16 protein-coding genes are annotated in these 21,196 nt (G+C 36.4%); 1 reads left to right on the forward strand and 15 read right to left on the reverse strand.

Annotated elements, in window-relative coordinates; all coding sequences use genetic code 11:
- Positions 1-92: 92 nt before the first annotated feature.
- The 10 genes from ALGA_RS21365 to ALGA_RS21410 all read right to left on the reverse strand — a co-directional run bounded on the left by ALGA_RS21365 (position 93) and on the right by ALGA_RS21410 (position 14,500).
- Positions 93-1,358 carry a hypothetical protein gene (locus ALGA_RS21365; RefSeq protein WP_096432807.1) on the reverse strand — a complete coding sequence of 422 codons (1,266 nt, stop codon included), beginning with the start codon at positions 1,356-1,358 and terminating at the stop codon, positions 93-95.
- Positions 1,351-2,643 carry a hypothetical protein gene (locus ALGA_RS21370; RefSeq protein ID WP_096432809.1) on the reverse strand — a complete coding sequence of 431 codons (1,293 nt, stop codon included), beginning with the start codon at positions 2,641-2,643 and terminating at the stop codon, positions 1,351-1,353. Before ALGA_RS21370 ends, ALGA_RS21365 begins: the two co-directional genes overlap by 8 nt.
- 1,047 nt (positions 2,644-3,690) lie before the next feature.
- Entirely contained in the window at positions 3,691-4,671 is a 981-nt protein-coding gene (locus tag ALGA_RS21375; RefSeq protein ID WP_096432811.1) for a bile acid:sodium symporter family protein, read from the reverse strand.
- A gap of 287 nt (positions 4,672-4,958) precedes the next feature.
- A complete protein-coding gene (locus ALGA_RS21380) occupies positions 4,959-5,450 on the reverse strand; it encodes a hypothetical protein (protein ID WP_096432813.1) in 492 nt (163 codons plus the stop codon).
- Between the two features lie 111 nt (positions 5,451-5,561).
- Complete coding sequence (locus tag ALGA_RS21385; protein WP_096432815.1) at positions 5,562-5,936, reverse strand: hypothetical protein; 375 nt, start codon at positions 5,934-5,936, stop codon at positions 5,562-5,564.
- Between the two features lie 435 nt (positions 5,937-6,371).
- Positions 6,372-6,983, reverse strand: a complete 612-nt coding sequence (locus ALGA_RS21390) for a leucine-rich repeat domain-containing protein (protein ID WP_096432817.1) — start codon at positions 6,981-6,983, stop codon at positions 6,372-6,374.
- A gap of 224 nt (positions 6,984-7,207) precedes the next feature.
- Positions 7,208-9,211: a fructose-1,6-bisphosphatase gene (locus tag ALGA_RS21395; protein WP_096432819.1), complete on the reverse strand. Its 2,004-nt coding sequence runs from the start codon at positions 9,209-9,211 to the stop codon at positions 7,208-7,210.
- A 402-nt stretch (positions 9,212-9,613) separates the two neighbouring features.
- Complete coding sequence (locus ALGA_RS23295; RefSeq protein ID WP_197705640.1) at positions 9,614-10,381, reverse strand: hypothetical protein; 768 nt, start codon at positions 10,379-10,381, stop codon at positions 9,614-9,616.
- A gap of 302 nt (positions 10,382-10,683) precedes the next feature.
- Positions 10,684-11,949 carry a glycoside hydrolase family 117 protein gene (locus ALGA_RS21405; protein WP_096432821.1) on the reverse strand — a complete coding sequence of 422 codons (1,266 nt, stop codon included), beginning with the start codon at positions 11,947-11,949 and terminating at the stop codon, positions 10,684-10,686.
- Positions 11,950-11,974: 25 nt separating this feature from the next.
- On the reverse strand, positions 11,975-14,500 hold the full coding sequence (locus ALGA_RS21410) for a sugar-binding domain-containing protein (RefSeq protein WP_096432823.1): 2,526 nt from the start codon (positions 14,498-14,500) through the stop codon (positions 11,975-11,977).
- Positions 14,501-14,707: 207 nt separating this feature from the next.
- Here ALGA_RS21410 and ALGA_RS21415 point away from each other — a divergent pair, with 207 nt between their 5' ends.
- The gene (locus tag ALGA_RS21415) at positions 14,708-16,345 is read left to right on the forward strand and encodes a helix-turn-helix transcriptional regulator (RefSeq protein WP_096432825.1); all 1,638 of its coding nucleotides are present in this window, start codon (positions 14,708-14,710) and stop codon (positions 16,343-16,345) included.
- Positions 16,346-16,400: 55 nt separating this feature from the next.
- Here the strand turns inward: ALGA_RS21415 and ALGA_RS21420 are convergent, their stop codons facing one another.
- The 5 genes from ALGA_RS21420 to ALGA_RS21440 form a co-directional block, all read right to left on the reverse strand.
- Positions 16,401-17,384: a cation diffusion facilitator family transporter gene (locus ALGA_RS21420; RefSeq protein WP_096433809.1), complete on the reverse strand. Its 984-nt coding sequence runs from the start codon at positions 17,382-17,384 to the stop codon at positions 16,401-16,403.
- Positions 17,385-17,469: 85 nt separating this feature from the next.
- Entirely contained in the window at positions 17,470-17,754 is a 285-nt protein-coding gene (locus ALGA_RS21425) for a hypothetical protein (RefSeq protein WP_197705641.1), read from the reverse strand.
- 23 nt (positions 17,755-17,777) lie between these two features.
- Entirely contained in the window at positions 17,778-19,265 is a 1,488-nt protein-coding gene (locus tag ALGA_RS21430) for a phospholipase D-like domain-containing protein (RefSeq protein ID WP_197705642.1), read from the reverse strand.
- Positions 19,266-19,732: 467 nt separating this feature from the next.
- A complete protein-coding gene (locus tag ALGA_RS21435; protein WP_096432827.1) occupies positions 19,733-20,278 on the reverse strand; it encodes a nitroreductase family protein in 546 nt (181 codons plus the stop codon).
- Between the two features lie 41 nt (positions 20,279-20,319).
- On the reverse strand, positions 20,320-21,195 hold the full coding sequence (locus ALGA_RS21440; protein ID WP_096432829.1) for a radical SAM protein: 876 nt from the start codon (positions 21,193-21,195) through the stop codon (positions 20,320-20,322).
- Position 21,196 lies beyond the last annotated feature (1 nt).

Genomic DNA, 21,196 nt, shown 5'->3' on the forward strand with positions numbered 1-21,196 from the left:
ATTAGTGATATCCGAACCCGAAGTGAAAACACATAGGGGATTGAAAATCCTGAACTTATTGCCTGCCGATTACAAATCTGCGGGAGCTGTATTCAAAGCCAGGCATCTTCCTCCTGCAGGTCCGCTTCTTCAGCGTCCCCCTCTAAATCATCGTTCAACAGCTCTTTTCCTTTTCTCATGTATTCATTAAAAGCATCCCAATTGTAACTGTAATTTTCATTTTCCCCGATGTGTTTCGCCGCATCAAAAAGATAATCCAAACCACATTCTTTAAAAAGTGTAAATATCCCTTGTTCAGGATTCATTTCGCTGGAAGCAAACACGTCTAGTTTGGCAATATTCCAATACGTTATTTCCTCTTTGCTTAAACCTGATAATTTTTCCAGTTTATCTCCTTCGGGAGTTCCACGCTGTGTAACAAAGAGGAAAGTGCTGATTACGAGCTTGTCACCCACTATCCTCGCAATAAAATACCCCACCTTAAAATCTTTGTAACAGATCGGAAACAATACATTTCTACGATAAATAATTGGTTCTTTATTCCTAATACTAATACCGATGTAAGATTGTCCAGCATCCTTTTTAATGGGTTTAATCCGGCTTAGATATCTTATCAGAGCATGATTTTGAATGAAGACAGGAAGTTCTGCCTCATCTCCTTTGTATAAACTGGATAGCTTAGCAGCCGAAATACTGATCCAATGAGGTTCATCATTTACACTTTGGCAGCCTATCTGATAGGCAATTCTTTTAATCCCATTTATTTTAACCTTACTAACCCGTGGTTCAACACTAAATATCCTTAGCGTATGATACAAACCATGCACATCATCTTTTCTGTATTCATATGAAGTTTTGAAAGTGTGCATCGTTGTAGTAAATGGATTCGATAAAGCAAGTATCCTATTGTAATTCCAATACAAATCCGTTATTGGTTTTTCAATTTTAGCAAAATGCCCGAATAATACATGCAACGCCGTTCTAATTTCAATACTTCTTGTTTCAGGAACATAGGAGTGCCATGCTATGAATCGCTCAACGGCCACCATAGTAATCACCGAAACCGGCTTTTGCCCTTCTACCAAAACGGATTTTTCCTGCTTGCAAAACAGCTGACTGAAGTGGCTATAGATTTTCATTTTCTCCCTACTGATCTTATGCCCCGCCATCATTTTTGGCTGCATAAAATGCATGCGAAGCTGGTAAACTTCTTCAATCTCCTGTTGTGTTAAAATACGCAAGGCATCAGCACAGCCAAGAATCTCACACACTTGTTTTATTCGATTAAAATTGACATTTATGGCAGCCCTTTCATTGTACTTTAGAGCGGGTGTTTTCTTTTTTCGTTTCTTACTCATCTAGCCCCTCCTCAACCAATTCTTCTAACATTTCATCTTCTGCTCCCTCATCAAATAGTTCTGTTTTACCCAGATTGATATATTCGTTTAAAGCTTCCCAATTGTAATTTCTCTGCTCCTTCTCATAGCCTAATGATTGTACAGTAAATAAATGACTTATTCCTGCATCCTCAAATGCTTCCATCATTTCATGATTAGTCTCCAAATTTGAACCAAAGAAATTTTCAAGGCTGCCAATTTTCCAGTACGATATTTCTTCTTTACTTAAACCCAATGCTTTTTCAAGCTTATCACCTTCAGGTGTATAATGATGAGTCAAAAATAAAAATGTCTTAATGATCAATCTATTTTTATTAATTACGCCTAAGAAATAACCACATTTTAGATTTATATGAAAATATGGAATCAAAATATTTCCCTTGTAGATTTCAATCTTAAGAGAAGTTTGTAAAGTATAACTAAGTTGATGGATAATATCTATACCAGATAGAGGTTTTAATCGCTCCAACAACCGATTATAGGCGTGATTTTGAATACACAGTGGCAATTCCTTTTTATCACCACGGTAGACTCCCTGAAGGCTTTTTACAGGTACAAACACCCAATTCATAGTAAAGCCATAATCCAAATACCCTAATTGAAATACTTTCCTGAGATTACCATTTTCAATATAATTACTAGAACGGCATGGGATAGCCTCTAAATTTGAAGAATAATGCATCCCGACTGTTGGATAGTTCTTCACATCAAAATCAAACTTCAGATTATATACGGTATCATTAAAAATATTGGTGCTATTGGCAGTAATCGCATAATGATAAACAATTGTCTGAAGCATTTCTTCCAAAGCACCCAATTTTACCCGCATAGGAGTAAAGGCAATTTGCAATTGCTTCTTTCTTTCACCTACCACATAGTCAAGCGAAGTTAAAAACTGCAATCCAACAAGAATTTCAAAATTGGTGAGTTCGGCTTCCAAATCCCGCTGCAGTTTTAAAATATTGTCAGAATAAAAATTTTGTACATAACTTGTAAAGAATTTTAATGCGTCTTTTGCAACAGCCCCTTTATTCTCAAATTTAAGAGATTCTACATAAACCCGATGTCCGAAGGCATTCGTTTTTTCATCTTTTGAAAGCAATTTAAAAGCGGTTTCACAATCGGTTTGAGAACATACGTGTTCTAAAATTTTTAAATATGTTTTCTTAAGTACCGGATTTTTACTTGGATGGTTTTCTTTCTTCCTTCCTTCTTGTTGTTTTATTTTCTTTCTCTTTTTGGACATCGGGCAGCTTATTTAAAATGCAACTGTTAAATTAACAATATACTCGCAAATAAAAATAAAACACCTGTATTTATTTTACAAAACAAAGCAGTTTTATGTAACTATTCCATTCTTATTTGTACTTGCGAACCTATACTCCCTTTAGCTGGTGCGAAGACTGAGCCATATTTGAATACATGCGAAACAAAGATTTGAGGTAATGAAAATAAAGGAATGATTGGGAATCGATTACTACAAATAGACCTGACCGGTTTTTGATCCCGACAGCTATTGAGGCTGATAGTAATGAGAAGGTAAGCTCGACACCTCCTCCATTTTGGTCCCTAAGCTTGCGCTGTATTGAGCTTGTCGAAATATTGAAGGGTCTGTATCTTTTCGAGAAGGATTAAAAATCCTAAACTCTGCCCGCAGATTACAAAGCTGCGGGGGCTTGTTTTAGTTGTATTTCGCTTGGGCTTCGGCAGCCATTAGCAGTTCTTCCCTTTCAACGCTGACAGGTGCAAGTATGCTGTCAGGTTTCCCCTGAAAAACCTCGCGCAATACCGGCCACATCAATTGCTAAGCTGCTTGCTTGTTGCTGGCGATCTCCTGCTCTAAACTATCGCATAAGGACATAATTACTGGTACCCTCACTTGGAGTGAGAGCACCAGGAGATTAAAAATCCTGTACTCTTTACCTGCAGATTACAAATCTGCAGGAGCTGGTGTTATTTATAAAACCTGTAAGCGTGCTTGCACCTGACAGCGTTTATCATTTTAAATTTCGCGATCGATTCGGCAACAGGATTAGAAATCCGAAACTCTCTGCCCCGGATTGCAAAGCTGCGCAAGCTGGGTTTCTAAAACAAGAAAACTCTTACGACTCCTTTTTAACGGGCATAATCGATTGCATTATTATATCTGTCCTGAGACGGTATTGTGTAGGAATCCACGAAAGTGAAAGAACAAACCTAGCAGCCGGAGCTTCCACCTTTCCATTCTTTTATTTTGTAAACTGTTCCTACCCAATTTGAATTAGAAATTGAGGAGTGCATGCAAATGCTGGGCTTAGCTTGCTATGGCAAGTTCTTGTTTTCGGGCCATTCTCGATGCAACAATACTGATTATAAATATCTGGATAAAGTGAAAGAGCATAAGCGGAAGGAGGGTCATGCCTATCGAAAGGGTATTCTGAAATAGAATTTTAGAGAATACGGTACCGTGTACCAGCGATTTTTTGGTACCACAAAATTGGGCCGTAATCCGATCTTCGAGACTAAAGCCCATCTGCATTGAAATAAAGCGGGTAAGAAAAAAGATGCACGAAAACAAGGACAGAACAGCCAATAGTAGAATGAGAAAGTCGCTTCCACTTACCGAGGAAAAAATGTGTTCGTCGAAGGATTCAGCAAAACTTTTGAAGATGATTAAAAGAATCACCGATTTATCGAATAAGCTAAGGTAACGAGAGTGTTTTCTTACAAAATCGCCCCAATAACGCTGCAAGGCCACGCCTAAAAATACAGGCAGTAAAATTTCAGTAATCAGCTTTAGGTAGGTGCTCCCCAAGTCAAAATCGGCAGCCGCATTTTGTAAAAACAAACTCATCCAAAGAGGAGTAATCACAATTCCAATAAGACCGGAAATGCTTGCATTAAAAATAGCCGCAGGAATATTTCCTTTGGCAATGGATACCATCACAACCGAAGACGATACGGTAGATGGCAGTGCCGCTAAAAACATAAAAGCCAACCAGCTTGTTTGGTCTGCCTTACCAGCGAAAAAGGGATAAAAGGCAAGTACAAGCAAGGGAAATAGAATAAAGGTAGAAGTTTGCACCATAAGATGCAGTTTCCAGTTTTTTAGTCCGAATTTCATCTTTTCCGGACTTAGTTTTAAGCCATAAAAAAAGAAGATCAAAGAAATGCCGATGCTTCCAATTAGGTTGAAAGGGATTGCACTCTGCTTGCTTCCCCATTGCGGAAAAAAGTAAGCCGTTACAATTACGCCCACAATGGCAACAACAAATCCATCTATTTTTAGCTTCATCTATTCAGTTATTTAATGCGATTACGAAACTAAGTATTTAGCGCCTTTGTTGTACAAAAAAAAGCAAAAATTAAAGGCCGCAATCATTTTTTTTTGAACGGAGCCACTAAGCTCTTTTCTCCATTTGCCTGCCGCTGGAGTTCTGTTTTTATCTTGCCGTAAGTTACAGGTAATCAACTACAGCAAAGATTCAAACAAACTCGTTTTTAAGGACAGATACAGATGGGATCTTATCCTGTAAGAAATACAAAAAAAATCCCCTTACTCGTAAGGGGATTTACTAGTTGTCAATTTTTAATCGCTTCATTAATTATTGAAACCCATTTTTGTCCTATTAGAATTTCATTGACCAATTGCGGATTAATTTCTGAATCATACAGAAGACATGTGAAAGCAGTTTTGTCTTTCTTTTCAGGTTGAAAAACAAGCTCCAATTTGTCGGTAACCATCACGCTTGACTTCTGCAACTTTACGGTTCGTTTAGCCGATTGCAGCAGGCATTCCTTTATTTCAATCAAAGGAATACATGCATCCAAAAGTTTTTCTGATTGCGCTATTTTGCGAACAAAAAAGACAAAATCTTTCGAATTTGCAATGCCTATTGCAAATTCTGACTCAACATCATAGTTTGATATTTCACAATTGTTTTGGGAGGCTAAGCTTTTTAGTTTCAGCAGTAAAACCTGATCTTTCTTTTTCTTTTTAGAACTCATAATAGCAATTGGAACAATGAAAAGTCCAAGCATACTAAGTCCTACAACGGTTGTTGTTAAATCCATCTTCTTCTTTTTAAATAATAGGTAAGATTATTTAGGGGCGGTATAAAATACGCCTCTACCGAAACTAAAATATTTGAGCATGCAGATATGCTCTTTTAGAAGAAAAATGGATTACCAAAAATAATGGGATGGGTACAGTAAATCCGCTTTACGGTAATTTAAACGGATATTTTGGAACTGATAAGCATATTGGGTAAATCGGCTTCGAATCAAACAATTATAAGAATGGAGAGCTGCACTTAAACGGCTGCTGTTTTCTTTTACTGAAGGAATGGAACCTAAAGCTGATGCAGAAAAATCATATTCAGAATCAGCCACTAAACCGTCCTGATGAATTTTATACTGTGTAGTTACACCCTGCTTATCCTTTTGATTGAATTGAAGAGATGTTTGAATTTGGTAGGCACCGGCAATACACAGCAAGCTACTAAGGCTTAGTAGCAATACCAGTTTTGTGATACAGTATTTCCCGAAATTCGTTTTCACCAATTAAAATTTATTTTGACGGGTACAAATGTATTTTTTTTATCGATAAAATTTTAGTTTTGTTTTATTTTTTTTATGACAAAGTAAGAAATAAGCACTTCTCAATCCTTCGTTTTTATTGTGACCTATTTTCATGTTCATGATTGTGGACACAGGCTGTATCGGCAAACTTGGAGTGGACAACGAATAATAAAAGGGTTAGGAATGTGGTGCATATTTTGCGATCAAGCCAAACAATTCCTGATAATTTCCTTTGTGTTTGGAGTGTTCTTCATGAGTTTGAAGAGTTCTTTCCGCTCCATTTTAAACTAAAACCAATGCTTTCCGGCTGTTTTAGCCGCTTAACGGGATTAAAAATCCAAAAAACAGCTGCATGCAATCAGGAGGATTCACTCCTTAAATAACTGAAGCAAAACATCTTCAACAAAAATCATATTAAAATATGAAATATCCAATGGCTGGTAACTCCTTAGGAATAATTTCGATTTCATTTTCCATTAGATTCAGCTCTATAAGTTTATTGCTTTTAAGAAGATGAAATGGAAACAACTTGATACAATTATTTCTCAAATAAATGTGAGTAATAGATGCTGAATTCAAAAGGTATTCTATCCCTTCGGTTAGCTGATTATTAGTAAAATCAATGACTTCTAATTTGGGACAATCCAAAAGAATACTGGGCACTACAGTGAATTTATTATCACCTAGATATAATTTTTGGAGTACGGGCAAATGAGTTATTAATTGAGGCAATAAACTAATTTGATTCCGACGAATATCCATACATTTCAAACACTTTAAATTTGCTATTTTTTCCGGAATAGATTTAAGTTCATTTTCCTGAATATCTAAAAATTCTAAATGCTTTAATTTAAAAAGTGCAGGAGGCCAAATGCCTTTCAGATTCTTTTTTGAAATATTTAAATGTGTTACCTGAGCAAATTCATTAAGCTGATAGCCTTTTATCAGCCAAGTAACTTTCTTTACTTGTTTTACCCCCCATTTTAGCTGAGTATTTAACTCTTCAATTGTATGTGAGTCTTCCATTTTCAATAATTCTTACTGTTTATTTCGCACGAATACAAAAATTGCCTAAACGTACTATTTTATACCAAACAAAAAAACACCCAAATGCCATGGCATTTCACCAAGTTAAATCTATAAAATTATGGACTATGGATAATTATCTTTTGCCCTTCCCTCTCTAAGTTAGAATATAATTGAAGAACTCACCCATCTTCAAATTCTTATTGTATCGAAAAACGTTCCTCTTATCCTACACTTTTAATTTTCACAATCCCTTTCCGATAGGCATCCAGTAGTCGGTTCAAGTCTTGAATTTGTTGACGCAAATTGGCTCCTATATGAGTATCTCCCACATGAATTCGCTTGGTAGCGTGCTCAATCATACTTCTGGTTGAAACAATATCAACTTCATCGAGAATAGCTCTTCGTTTTGATTCAAAAGAGGTATGTTCCGCAAGAATTAAGCTATAAGAATCGTAAATTAGAGTGTAGCCCGCAATGCCGGTCACTTTTTGGTAGGGTTTTGACATTCCTCCATCAATTACAAAAAGTTTACCATCCGCTTTTACCGGACTTTCGCCCTTCCCAACCTTTACCGGCACATGCCCATTAATGATATGCGAAACTTCCGGATCGAGTCCAAATTCCTCTAAAATACGGCAACAGCTCGCCGAATCATCTCTTAGTTTATAATACATATTGCTTTCCTCCCGCTGCACTTCCTTATCGTCGAGAAAATAGCGTTCGAAAGTGGCCATTTTCTTCTTCCCAAAAAGAGGTGAATAAGCTCCACTCCATAGGTACCACATGTAGGCCCGATCCTTACTCGTTCTTTCAGGATGCTCACGGTTAAAGTAAGCTCGCCGACAAATTAAATCAAATTGATCACAAAGAGCCTTTCCCTTGTAATTTTCACCTTGTAAAGTAAGATCTTTCAAATTCCCCTTTTCATCGAGAGGGATACAACCATGAAATAGTAAATTGGAATTATAGGATAGATAGGTACTTCCTTTGGAAAATAATGTTTTTATATGGCGTTGCAACTTTTCACAATACAAGAATGAGTAACGAAGCTTTTCAGCCAACTCGGTCTCCTCTTTAGTTAGTTGATAAGGATTTTTAGGATCAATGGTAGGAAATGATTTATCGTTCAACTCCAATTCCCGACCATCAATAGTCACCGTACCTTTTTCATAATTGATTTTATCGAGCAGTAATCGATCTTCCATCTCCATTTCAGGACTGCGGCGAATGATTTCACCAGCCAGTTTCATCTCAATCACCATGATGGCTTTGTGCATTTTACTGGTCAGTTTAATCTGCGTAGAACCAATATTTTCAGGAGGTGTATTTTTGGGGATAAAAGCTTCGCAGGGATCGCCCTCATAGGCTTTCATGGCGAAGGTAGCCAAAGGCATCAGATTAATTCCATAGGCATCTTCGAGAGTATCCAGGTTGTTGTATCGGGCACTCAAACGAATTACAGCGGCTATACTGGCACGAATTCCTGTTGCGGCAGCCATCCATACAATATCGTGGTTTCCCCACTGAATATCTACCGAATAATGATCCTGTATTACATCCATTACCTTATCGGCAAAAGGTCCTCTATCATATATATCCCCAATTATATGCAGACGATCAATTAGTAAACGTTGTATAAATTTACTGATCGCCACAATAAATTGATTGGCCCGATCAACATCGATAATCGATTGTATGATGCAATCGAAATACTTTTCTTTCTTCGCATTAGGTTCATTCAGTAACTCATCAATCACATAGGCGAAATCGGATGGCATCGCCTTTCTTACCTTCGATTGGGTGTACTTATCGGCCGATACGCGGGCCACTTCGATTAAGCGGCGAAGCGTAATTGAAAACCATTGATTCAAATCCTCCTGTTCGTTGGTAATGAGTTTGAGCTTCTCCTCAGGGTAATAAATCAGTATTGCCAACTGATTTTTTTCTTTTTCGAGCATCGTATTCGCATACACAACATCAATTTTTTTGCGCACCATACCCGAAGCATTTCTCAACACATGATTAAAAGTCTCATATTCTCCATGAATATCCGTAAGGAAATGCTCTGTCCCTTTGGGCAGATTCATTATTGATTCAAGATTTATAATTTCGGTACAAGCCGCTTGAACTGATGGGAATTTTTCAGCAAGCAGGTTTAGAAATTTTAATTCGTCTTCACTAGAATTGCTTTGTAACAATTCATCCTTTTGGTAGTTAAGATTCATTTATCTTTTTTTATGTAATTGATTCATTAAATTCTTCACTTTATCCATTCCTGATCAGAGTTTCCTGCATTCATTTCCACCTTTATTTAGCCATTATAAGATTACATATTCCCGATCATCAGCTATGAAGAAAGCTAAATTTACGTATTTTTTTTATTGTTGAGCATGCAAAAAGAATTCCCCTGTTTTCTAATCCACTCCTAAACCAGATTGTAGAGCACTAGTTGGAGAATTTAAAAGCACAAATTGGACTCAGCATAAACTTTCGATCAATCCTGAATTGATCTTATTTTTTTAAGGAGGAGTATCGAATTTACAAAACCTAAGAACACAAAAAAAAGCTTGGCAGTTCTGATCATTCAGTCCTGTCAAGCTCTATATCTATTAGCATTTTATCCTTTACTAACGAAAGTCTCTCAATGCTTTTTTCACTGTAGTAAGATCGCTTTCTTTATCGCGAATAATTTTGTTTTCATTATCGAACTCAAAATCCGAATAAGAAATTACGACCAATGAAATATCATTCTCTGGAAGAACTTTGGCTCTTCTCTCATCGTATGTTCTTCGCAGCTCTTCACGTGATAAAATCTTAGTGCCTTCCTCCTCTTCCTCTTCATCAATTTTATGAGAGGCAACAACAGGTCTGAAATTCTGTATTTCTTTATATTCTATCACCAATTGCAATTCTTCATAGTAAGCATCTACCGGAAGCTTGGTTTGAGTTTTTCCATTTTTATGCAGATCACCCAAAAGGAAAGGAAATCTTTTCTGACGATCGGCTTTTAGTGATAATACCTCATCGCATAATGAGATAACATATGTTTCGTCGCTGTTTGCACGAATGGCTAAAACATCATTTTCCAGTTTCTTTGTTTCCTGTTTGTAGGCTGTCTCTGGAGCAGTTGAATTAGTCGGTATAAAGTACCAATAAGTATGTTCACCATGTCTTTCAGCATGAACAAAGGGTATTAAAGCCAACTCGTTGCTTTCATCAAGCTCTCTAAGAACTAAGCGAATTGGCAATCCTTTTTTAATGTCTTTTGCAAATATCCCCGCTTTAATAAAAGCAGGCATCAGCTCTTTTACGGGTACTATTGTAAGTGTTGCATTGGTAGTAAAGTATTCTGCAATTACTGTGTTTATCTTCTCTATTTGGGAAAGATCCTTCATATTATTGTCAATTATTTATATATCTACTGTTTGGTATTATCCTTCTAAGTGGATAAGTATTCTCCATTACTCAACAGATTCGGTCAAGAAATAGCAGTCTTGTTTTCATCTTTTAACAGTTTGCAAATATAGACTTAAAATCAGAGATAAAGGCTATACAGTCTGTTCTCAGTAAAACAAATGCAAATCATACAACTAAAACCAGCTCTATACCACGAAAAGTAGACTTTCCCACAGAATTTATTGTGAAAAGCAAAAGAGGGTGTCCAAAAATTGGACACCCTCTTTCTTGTGAAAATTTTCTATTGGTCCAATAAACGTTTATTTTCTTGCTGTACTCGCTCTCGTTGTTTCCCATTTAAACCATGATTGTAGTAGAACTCTGGCTTATAGTATGTATTTGAATGTTTCATAGAAGGATCGTTAACATCCTGACTCAAGTCACAATCGAAACGTGTTAAAACAGCGTGATTGGTTGCCCACGAAGTAACTGTTGTAAAGTGTGAAATTCCCCAGGTTATACCACGACCATCTTTGGTATCTGTAAACGCGTCAGGAATATATGGACCTCCCGCATTTGGCATTAAATACGTAATTGACGCAATGTTAAAGTTAATTCCATCTTCGGCATACTGAACTGTATTATGCTCGTTACCATCACGTATTACCAATGCTGCAATACCAGTTTTAAATGGAAAAAGAGTTGTCTCATGTCCCGAATTGATAACCGGATTCAGAGGATTTTTTTCAAATGGACCCAATGGATTATCTGCAACAGCTAAACCTTGCATACGAACCAAGTTTGGTTGTCCGTTTGCATCTGATTTATAGTACAAATATATTTTCCCTTTATATACCAATGGATAAGGATCATGAATTGAGAATTGATCCCAGTCGCCCTCAGCTCCGTTTGGTATTACCACTTTATTGTAAGCAGTCCACGGACCATCAGGTGAATCAGCATAAGAAACAGCTACGGGACAATCATCTCCACGTTTACCGCTTGCTTCCATAAATCCCTGATAGTACAAGTAATATTTACCTTTCCATACCAAAATATCAGACGTAGCTACCGAACGCCAACCTACATTTGGTTTAGGCGGTCTTGGTACTGCAACGCCTTGCTCCTCCCAGGTAAATCCATCTTTACTGGTTGCATACCAAATATCACATAAATCCCAATCACTGGAAGGAATAGTATCATTGCATTTTTCGGCTCCCTGCGGAGGTGTTGGTGTGTCACGATGTGTGTACCAAACGTAATATTTTCCATTGGCTAAAATCACCTTTGAAGGATCTCTTCGGGAAATGGTTCCGTCATCATTATTGTAATCAAAGCCTTTTAACTTTGTGTATTTAAATTGGGAATAAAGCTCGTTCTCCTGCGGTGTAGGTGCCAAATATGCATCATAATTGCGTTCCATGGCCGCACTTAAAGCTCTGTTAGGTTTCTCTTTTGGCAGTACAAATGGAAATCCATCCGTATTTTTTGTTTGAGCCTTACATGCAAAAACAGATACAGCACAAATGCCAACCAATATTATCCTCGATAATGTTTTTTGTATCATAATTGAAAAAATATTTTATTTAAAATCATTTAACTGTCAGCTTGATGACATTACTTTTAATTGCATTTGAACTGGCAGAAATATCTACAGAACCAGCTTTTGTGGTCGACTGTACAATTAATAAGCAACGCCCTTTATTTGTATAAACAGTGTTCGATTGGTAAGTCTGAGTGCTTTTTGCAGATCCATTATCTACTCCCAGCAATTTGATTGCTCCATCCAATTCAAAACTGATGCTTGCCTCGGAAACAATCACCGGGTTGTTATCCTTATCATGGAGCTGAGCGATAATGTGTGCCACCTCGTAACCATCTGCATTTAAACTTGTTTTATCAACTGATAGTTGAATACTCACAGGTTCGGTAGATGTTACAATTTGAGAGGAGATTTCCTTACCATCCTTTACTCCTTTTGCCTCTAACTTACCCTTACTATAAGGAACCGCCCATTTATAAATGCGATCGTCAAAACTACTCAAACTTTTGATTCCCATAGATTCTCCATTCAAAAACAATTCTACTTCAGGACAATTAGAGATTACTTCTACAATTACATTCTTTTCGTCGGTGTAGTTCCAATGCTCAATTACATCGTACCATTCCCACAAAGCATGTTCCCAGGCACCTGCTTTCTTCTCTACTACATTCCCCGATTCACCCACTTTATAATTAGAATCCTTCGTAGAATTTGAACAAATATAAATATGTGGTTCATTGGACCAAAGTGTTTTATACATGTGGTAAGACGGTTTTGGGAATGCAGCCAAATCGACCAATCCACTTGCAGTCGCTTTTTGTGGCCAGCGTCCATTTGTTTCTCCAAGGTAATCAGTACCTGTCCACAAAAATGTTCCTGACACAAACGGACGTTCTTCGATGGCCTTCCACTCATGCCATTGCCCCAAGTTCTCGGTGCCCATTACAATTTTATTCGGATAATATTTCTTCGCGTAATCATACATTACCCGACGGTAACTAAAACCTACAATATCCAACGCATCAGTATAACCTGATTCGAAACTGGCTGAGGGCAAAATACAATTTGCAATTACCGGACGACTTGTATCCAACTCTTTTGTCCAAGTAGCTAATTTATTTGCTGTTTCGCCAATAGTATGCTCTAACGCAGGCATTTTATTGTATTCTGCACGAATTTTCTCAGGAGAGAATGGCGGTTGCGACCAAAAATAGCCTCCTTGCCAATCCATATTATTAAAGAAACCTGTCGCTTTTTTATTACGAGGATAAGTCCATTCGATCTCGTTTCCAATGCTCCATTGAAATACAGAAGGATGATTACGATGAGCCAACATGGTATTCTTCAAATCAAATTGAGCCCACTTTTGAAAATGCTCGCCATATCCACGAGAAATATAATCATCATGAGTCTCGTTCATATTATCGCGCTTATCTTTTGGATAATCCCACTCATCGAAAAATTCATCTTGCACCAAAAATCCCATTTCATCGCATAATTCAAGCAATTCTTCTGATGCGGGATTGTGTGCAATTCGAAGAGCATTACATCCTCCATCTTTCAAAATTTGCAAACGTCGTTTCCAAACTCCTTTAGGAACAGCGGCTCCTACTAATCCTCCATCGTGGTGTTGACATACACCTTTGATCTTCATGTTTACATCATTCAAAAAGAAACCTTCCTCTTTATCAAAACGAATAGAGCGAATTCCAAATGTAGATTCGTATACATCAACACTATTTTCTCCTTGTACAATTTTAGAAACAGCCTTGTATAAGTTTGGTGTATCAACACTCCACAGCTCAGGTTGATCAATCTCAACAGTCTGATTAAAAGTTTTTGTTCCAGATACTAATTCAATATCATCAGAAGCAATTTCTTTTACTTTATTTCCTTTGGGAGAATAGAATTCTGTAATAATTTTAAATGATTTTTCGGTATCAAAATCATTATCAACCGTGATATCAATAGAAACGCTAGCTTGTTCTACAGAGACTTTAGGTGTTGTTATAAAACTTCCCCAAATTGGAATGTGCAATTTATTTACACTTACCAACTTCACATTACGGTAGATACCTGAACCCGTATACCATCTGCTATCAGCATATCTTGTATGATCAACCTTTACAGCCAAAACATTGTCTTTTCCTGTCGGATTTAAATAAGGTGTTAAATCGAAATAAAACGGAGAATATCCATAAGGATGCTCACCTACTCTTTTGCCATTCAGCCAAACTTCAGAGTTATTGTAAACCCCATCGAATAAGACGTAAGTTAATTCATCTGCGGAAGCATTTACAGTAAAATGCTTGCGATACCATCCTAAACCTCCAGGCAAATATCCTGTACATCCTTCTCCTTTTATTGAGTCAAAAGGAAATTCAATACTCCAATCGTGAGGAAGATTTACTTCTCTCCATGCGGAATCATCTAAATTTACAGCATACGCTTCGTTGGCGTGCTCCAAGGAAAATTTCCATCCAAAATTAAAATCCGATTCTCGTTTGGAATCTTGAACCGATTGACATCCTATCATGAGAAAGAACAACAATCCAATAGTTATTTTATTTATCATACCTGCAGTAAGGGATTAAGTAATTATTCAAATGTATTACTCAAATATGCAATGGGAAATCATTAAAAAAGAACTTTTAACCTGAACAAAAACTGAACACCCCCTCTATTTGAGCCTTTTTTTTCTGGACAACGAACTCGAAACAAATACCTTTACACCAATGTCTACAGGTTTTTAGATAAAAACACAACTATACAAGACAAGCAAATGGCACATAGACTTTACATACTTCTATTTTTATTTCAGCCACTATTCCTTTTGAGCCAAAATCAGACGGAATTACAAGTAAATGACTCAACAATAAATCATCTTTACAACCTAAATACAAACAATGGTCTTACTTCTCAATTTTCCGAAGAGATGATTTATAAACTCCAAAATCAATATTCAAAACATATTGAAAATGGAGATACTCTAAAGGCAATTCAAACCCTTTCAAGGCTTGGTACAATCTACTCCCACCATGCGTCCTATTCGAAGGCTTACCAACAATATTGGGATGCCCTTTTATTGGCCGACGAAATAAAAGATTTGAAAACTATAGCTCAATCTCATGAGCAGATTGCATGGCTCTATTCTTTTTTCGAAAGAGAGAATGAAGCGATTAGTTATTTCCAATCTTCTTTAAAAATCAAAAAAGAACTTCTAAAACAAGGTGAAATTTCCCGACAAAGCCTTAAAGGCAACTATTATGGATTAACCACCTTATTTCGTGAAGCAAACAACGCTTCCAAATCTAAAGCATACCTAGATAGCTGTTTCATGATTCATTACTCTGGTGGTGAGAATGTATCTGCTAGTGAGTATCTTCTGGTGGAGCAAAGCTACTACCAATTGAGCCAAAACCATACTCAACAAGCTCTTCAGAAAATGCAAGCTGTTGAGCCTTGGTTTCTCAAAAATGATCCTGCTTATTTGGTAATTCTCTATTCGTTTATAGGAGATGCCTACCAAAAGCTAGGTATTAATAAAAAAAGTGAAGATTACTATAAGTTATCCATTAAAATCAGCGAAAGCTCTAAAGGGCATATGAACTATATTCCCAGAGTTCACCAAAAACTATCTGATCTTTATTTGAGCATGGGAGATTATAAAAATGCCTTTAAAAAACTTCGTGAGGCCAAACTTCTAAATGAACAATTATTTGATAGCCGAAGTGAAAACAACAGACCTTTGTTTGAAATAAGTGATGAATTCAGAAAGGAAAAAGAGGCTCAATCACAATTAATTCAGGAACAACGATTGTCACAATTAGAACAAGATGATAAAATTTGGTTCTTACAGAAAATGCTGTTTTCCGGAACCATGCTATTCATTTCCATCATCGTTATTTTCTATATCCGACACCTAAATACAAAGCACCAAACAGAACAAAAATTGGCCAAAACAAACCAGAAACTTGAAAACAACAAAAATAAGGAACTTTTTGAGCTTAAGAATAAGGAATTGGCAATATCAGCATTACAATTAATAGAAAAAGATGAATTATTAAAATCTTTAGAAAACAGCTTAACAAACACACCAAATCCACCGAGTGAATTGGAGGTGAAAAAAATATTTAAATCAATTTCTCATAACAATGCTCAAAACTGGAAACAATTCGAAGCGCGTTTTGTATCAGTTAACGAATCGTTTTTTAAGAATTTAAACGCAGCATATCCAAAACTAACCGCTGGAGAACGAAAACTTTGTGCTCTGTTAAAACTCAATTTCTCGAGTAAGGATATTGCCAAACTATTAGGGATCTCTACCGAAAGTGTACACACCTTGAGGTACAGATTACGGAAAAAGATGGAGCTTGATCGTGAAGATAATTTGTTTAAACATCTGGAAAGACTTGGCTAAAGCCTCGAGCAAGGCTAAAAGAAACATTCCTAAATCAAATTTTATTGCTGATGATTTAGATTACTGCCGTTTTTATCAAATTTTGAATGGTCCAAATTGTTTCTTCCTCAAATTTGGAAGCGCGAAATTTACAATCGAAAATGGAACAATTCTTACACATTTTGCTGTTACAGGCATCCGTGTGTATTGTGAAATCGATAGGATATGGAAAATATTCTGAGATCTTATTAGCTACCTCATCCCCCTCTTTATGAGCTTCGGCAATATTCATGTACCAAGGTAATGTCAGGTCGCAATCAATATGATAGGCATCTCCATATTTCAATAATTTCAAATTGCTTATATCAATCCAGTTTTTATTTCTATTCTCCCACAGAATTTTAGTCATGTCACTCAACAACTTAAAATCAGCCTCATCCATTAAATTTGATGTTGTTTCTTTTAGAATTTTATAACCAGTGTAAATAATAATTGAACCGAACAGCATGGCAATTGCACTATCGAGCCATGCTTTTTCTGTTAGCAACAGCACCCCCAAACCAACAACCAGACCTATGGTAGAGTATGTATCCGATTGCAAATGTTTTCCCCCAGCAACCAAAGCAATTGAATTGTGTTTTTCTCCAGTTTTAATGCTAAAGTAACCCAATACGTAATTTAGTAAACCTGCCACAGCTACTATCAGAATTCCAATATCTAGTTGTTCAATTTCACGGGGATTATACAAACGTTTAACTGCTTCGAAAATAATAACCAGACCTGCCAACACAATCAAAATCCCTTCAATGGAAGCCGATATCGATTCTATTTTACCGTGACCAAACGGATGATCGATATCTCGTGGTTTCAAAGCTACGCTAATGCTATAAAGACTAATAAAACCTGTAGCAACATTTACGGTACTTTCTAAGGCATCCGTTAAAATTCCTACCGAATTGGTTAGATGGTAAGCTCCAATTTTGGCAATAAAAATAATAACAGAAAAAAATACAATTCTTCGCTGAACAATCAATTTTATTCTTTTATCATTTACGTGCATACCCAAATTTATGGAATATAAAGCAATAAATCTAAACGAATAATGTACAATCATTTAGTAAAGTGGAAATCATCTTCTTTTTAGATTAAAACTTGTTGAAAATCTCTTCATATTCTTTGAACCGATGTTCCCGGATAGGTCTGATTTTAGGTTCTGTAGAAAAATAAAGCAACATGCATGGACAAATATTTTTGTATTTTTCTACGTATTCATAACGCTCCAATTCGTTGTTCTTAATACGTTGTTTTATTTTATTGTGATAAGGATACATCGGCTCAATTTTACGACTTAGTAAGACTCCTTTTATTGTAATTCGTTTTTGCATTCTAGAATACTGATTGATCAAAAACACAAGAATGAATTTTACCATTAATTACAATGGTTTTATAAATTCTATAAAATTTCCTTTGGAAGGATTTTTCTCGTCCAGGTTTTTAAACGCTTGTACTTATTTACTTCCTTGTCAGGATTGTAGTCTAATGTTGTTTCCCAGGAATTGCCGGGCTTAAATTCCTCTTCCACCCCCTTTAATACACCTTTGGTGATTTCCTCAGAATGAACAATAACCATGCATTCAGTATTTAAATTTGCACTTCTAGGATCCAAATTAAATGTTCCTATAACCGTTATTTCTCCATCGATAAGCATAGATTTTGCATGAAGCCCAAATATTGGTTTGTGATCCAATTTTGCCCGCAATTCCCCTGTCATTATTTTGATGCATTCTGCTGCATCAGGCCGAAACTCAAATATTCTAACACCCGTTTCCAAGAGTTTTTCCCGATCTGTTTGGTAACTACTAAATGCTTCTACATTATCTGTTGATGCCAAACTATTGGTAAGTATTCGAACTCTCACACCCCGTTCTACAGCTTCCCGAAATAGATTTTGACTCAATTCAGTGGTAATTAAATAGGGTGTTTGAATATCAATGGAATGTTTGGCCCTTTTCACCAAATCGATTAAAGCACTAGTTGTTGCACCGCCTCCACCTAATCCATTTGTCCCATCATTTTTACCTGGTATGTCAGAAATAAAATGAACCTCATCTACCCAAATCAAATCACCAGAATTTTTAATTGTCTTAAATGTAAATGGTAAATTCTCTATTCTTGTTCTTATTTGTGGCCAAAAATTATCTGGATTGCATGCATACTCATGAAGCTTATCAAATCTATTATCCGAATTAATATCCAGAGTTTCATCTTCAATTACACTTTCAACATTTTCACATAAAGAGCTATTCCAAAATTCATCAAAAGAATTGGTCACTTTTTCGGTCTCTTTACCCAACAACAGAATATCTCTATCCCTAAAATTATACTCATGATCATAGTCAAAATATTCGTCGGCAATATTTCTTCCGCCCGTGATAACTATTTTACCGTCTACTATTAACGTTTTGTTATGCATCCGTTGATTAGCTGATCTAAAGTCGGTACTCAACTTCTTTATTTTATTAAATATATTCTTCCCCAAATTGACTCCTGGATTATATATTTTAAGCGTAATATTCTCATGTGATGCAAAGATTAATATATCCTGAATATCTGCATCAAGCATTATATCATCAACAATAATTCTAATTTTAACGCCACGATCAGCTGCTCTTATTAAATAATCACAAGCGATAAGACCCACATTATCTGTTGAAAAAATAAAGTACTGAATATCAATCGTCTTTTCGGAATATTCACTTAACCATGCTCTGACTACCAGCGAACCGCTTCCATCCTCGAGCACATAAACTCCTGTTTTGGTTTGCATTAGTGAGTCAATATCTTTCAATTCTTTCGAAAGGGTTACATTATCATTTCTATGAATACTCGAACAAAAATCTGTTTCTACGATACTCTTTTTCTTTTCTGTGCAAGATGTCATTACAATTAACATAAGCAGACAATAGGTTTTAAATTTAAGTCTGAATTTGATTTGATTTATCATGCGTGTTATTGCGGTTGAAATGCTACTAAATTCCATATTGGTTTAAAAGTAATGTATTTATTTTATGTGGCTAAAGCCTTATTAAAAAAAAACCTTTTATCGGTCACTTAAGAGCAAGAGCAATAAATGCTTCACTTTCTCCTTTTATCAATAAATGCTTTGTATTTTTTATCCATTCCAGTTTGGCTAAAGCCAACTGATATTAAAATATCCTATTGTCTTGCTTTAGCATCATTTTATTGCTTATTACAAATTCAGACAAGGTGTTTTTATTCTGGATAAAAAAAAGGGCCAAGCTAAGAGCTTGGCCAAAATTTATGAATTGAGAATTCCCTATCCTTTTCGGAGTAGTAATATTGAGAAAAGGTGCGGATTACAAATCGGCACCAGCACCTTTCTTATATTTAAACGAAACGCAATACATCATCAACATTTTTTCGTGGAGTTGCAGGTGCATGCTCTCCATCCTCGTAACCATAAACAATTAATGCGGCTACAGTTTCTTCTTCAGGCAGACCTACTATGCCAGAAATGGATTTATCATTAATAACTCCCAAAACGCAAGTGCCAACACCTTTGGCATGAGCTGTCAAACAAAAGGTTTGACAAGACAGACCAGCATCAAATACTTCCCAAACACTTGCTTTTGAAGTTGCATAATCATCACCTTCCAATTTGCCGCTTTTGCCTTTTACAAAGCTCAGTACTGCAACACCTTTCGCTTCTTTTAAGGTATTCACATTATAAATAAATCCATCAACACCATCAGTTGCCAGTTTCGCAATTACATCTTTGTCATCAACCAATGTATATCTGGCTACCTGAAAATTCCCCCACGAAGGTGCCCATCGGCTAATCGATACGATTTCCTTCATCGTTTCACGATCTACTATTTCATTTTTAAACTTACGAACGCTTCTGCGTTCTTCAATCATTTTAATTGCATCCATTTCCTTGTATTTTATGGTTCTTAGTATCTGTATCTAAATATTTAAATTGTATGACGCTCAGGGACACTGTTCAAAACTGCCTCATCCGTATTCGAAATGGCATCGTTTAGCCTATCAATGGCGGCCTGTTTTTCATTTGGGAGTTCCGCATCAAAACTCACAGAATTTATGATATGAATCCCCATGTAGTAAGTATCCACTTCTACCAACTCAATTGTTTTCTTCTGCTCTTCGAACACTTCCTGTTCGTTAGCCATCTCAAAAACACCCTCAGCAACATCTTTAGCAAGCTTAGTTCCTTCATTTACATTTAGTGTGGTTGGAACAATACCCAAAGGCCTAACTTTATTGATCAATTTTGCATTCGCCTCAGCATTTTCAATTCCCCTGCCTTTTCCGGCAGCTCCAAACATAAATCCATAAAAGAAAGTAATGCCAGCTTTATTCAAACGCTCCAATTGTTTGTTAGCATCCGCAAGTGAAGCACCTTTGTTAAGATAGTCAAGTACGTCTCCCAGGCCTGTTTCAACACCAACCCACAAATCACCAATACCAAGCTTACTCAGCTCAACCAGCTCTTCATCCGTTTTACCGATAATATTGTTGATTGACGCATACATGGTAATCACCTCAACTTGAGGTAAGTATCTATGAATCATTTCAGCAATAGCCTTTAAACGCTTAGCAGAAAGAACAAAAGCATCCCCATTTACCAAAAATATGCGCTTTACATTGCCATACAATTGCTTTGCTTCCTGCAAGTCCTTCTCAATTTGATCCATTTTATCAATCGAGAATTTCACATCCCGATACATGGTACAAAATGTACACTTGTTGTGTGCACATCCTACTGTTACCTGTAGCAACAGCGTATTCGCTTCATAAGGAGGCCTGTAAACCGGCCCTGTATAATTCATA

Origin of the sequence: Labilibaculum antarcticum (assembly GCF_002356295.1) — a bacterium.
Taxonomy (GTDB): domain Bacteria; phylum Bacteroidota; class Bacteroidia; order Bacteroidales; family Marinifilaceae; genus Labilibaculum; species Labilibaculum antarcticum.

Bases quoted from the DNA above. Each gene is read 5' to 3' on its own strand.
- ALGA_RS21365 (WP_096432807.1), bottom strand. From the start codon at position 1,358: ATGAGTAAGAAACGAAAAAAGAAAACACCCGCTCTAAAGTACAATGAA.
- ALGA_RS21370 (WP_096432809.1), bottom strand. From the start codon at position 2,643: ATGTCCAAAAAGAGAAAGAAAATAAAACAACAAGAAGGAAGGAAGAAA.
- ALGA_RS21375 (WP_096432811.1), bottom strand. From the start codon at position 4,671: ATGAAGCTAAAAATAGATGGATTTGTTGTTGCCATTGTGGGCGTAATT.
- ALGA_RS21380 (WP_096432813.1), bottom strand. From the start codon at position 5,450: ATGGATTTAACAACAACCGTTGTAGGACTTAGTATGCTTGGACTTTTC.
- ALGA_RS21390 (WP_096432817.1), bottom strand. From the start codon at position 6,983: ATGGAAGACTCACATACAATTGAAGAGTTAAATACTCAGCTAAAATGG.
- ALGA_RS21395 (WP_096432819.1), bottom strand. From the start codon at position 9,211: ATGAATCTTAACTACCAAAAGGATGAATTGTTACAAAGCAATTCTAGT.
- ALGA_RS23295 (WP_197705640.1), bottom strand. From the start codon at position 10,381: ATGAAGGATCTTTCCCAAATAGAGAAGATAAACACAGTAATTGCAGAA.
- ALGA_RS21405 (WP_096432821.1), bottom strand. From the start codon at position 11,949: ATGATACAAAAAACATTATCGAGGATAATATTGGTTGGCATTTGTGCT.
- ALGA_RS21410 (WP_096432823.1), bottom strand. From the start codon at position 14,500: ATGATAAATAAAATAACTATTGGATTGTTGTTCTTTCTCATGATAGGA.
- ALGA_RS21415 (WP_096432825.1), top strand. From the start codon at position 14,708: ATGGCACATAGACTTTACATACTTCTATTTTTATTTCAGCCACTATTC.
- ALGA_RS21420 (WP_096433809.1), bottom strand. From the start codon at position 17,384: ATGCACGTAAATGATAAAAGAATAAAATTGATTGTTCAGCGAAGAATT.
- ALGA_RS21425 (WP_197705641.1), bottom strand. From the start codon at position 17,754: ATGGTAAAATTCATTCTTGTGTTTTTGATCAATCAGTATTCTAGAATG.
- ALGA_RS21430 (WP_197705642.1), bottom strand. From the start codon at position 19,265: ATGACATCTTGCACAGAAAAGAAAAAGAGTATCGTAGAAACAGATTTT.
- ALGA_RS21435 (WP_096432827.1), bottom strand. From the start codon at position 20,278: ATGGATGCAATTAAAATGATTGAAGAACGCAGAAGCGTTCGTAAGTTT.
- ALGA_RS21440 (WP_096432829.1), bottom strand. From the start codon at position 21,195: ATGAATTATACAGGGCCGGTTTACAGGCCTCCTTATGAAGCGAATACG.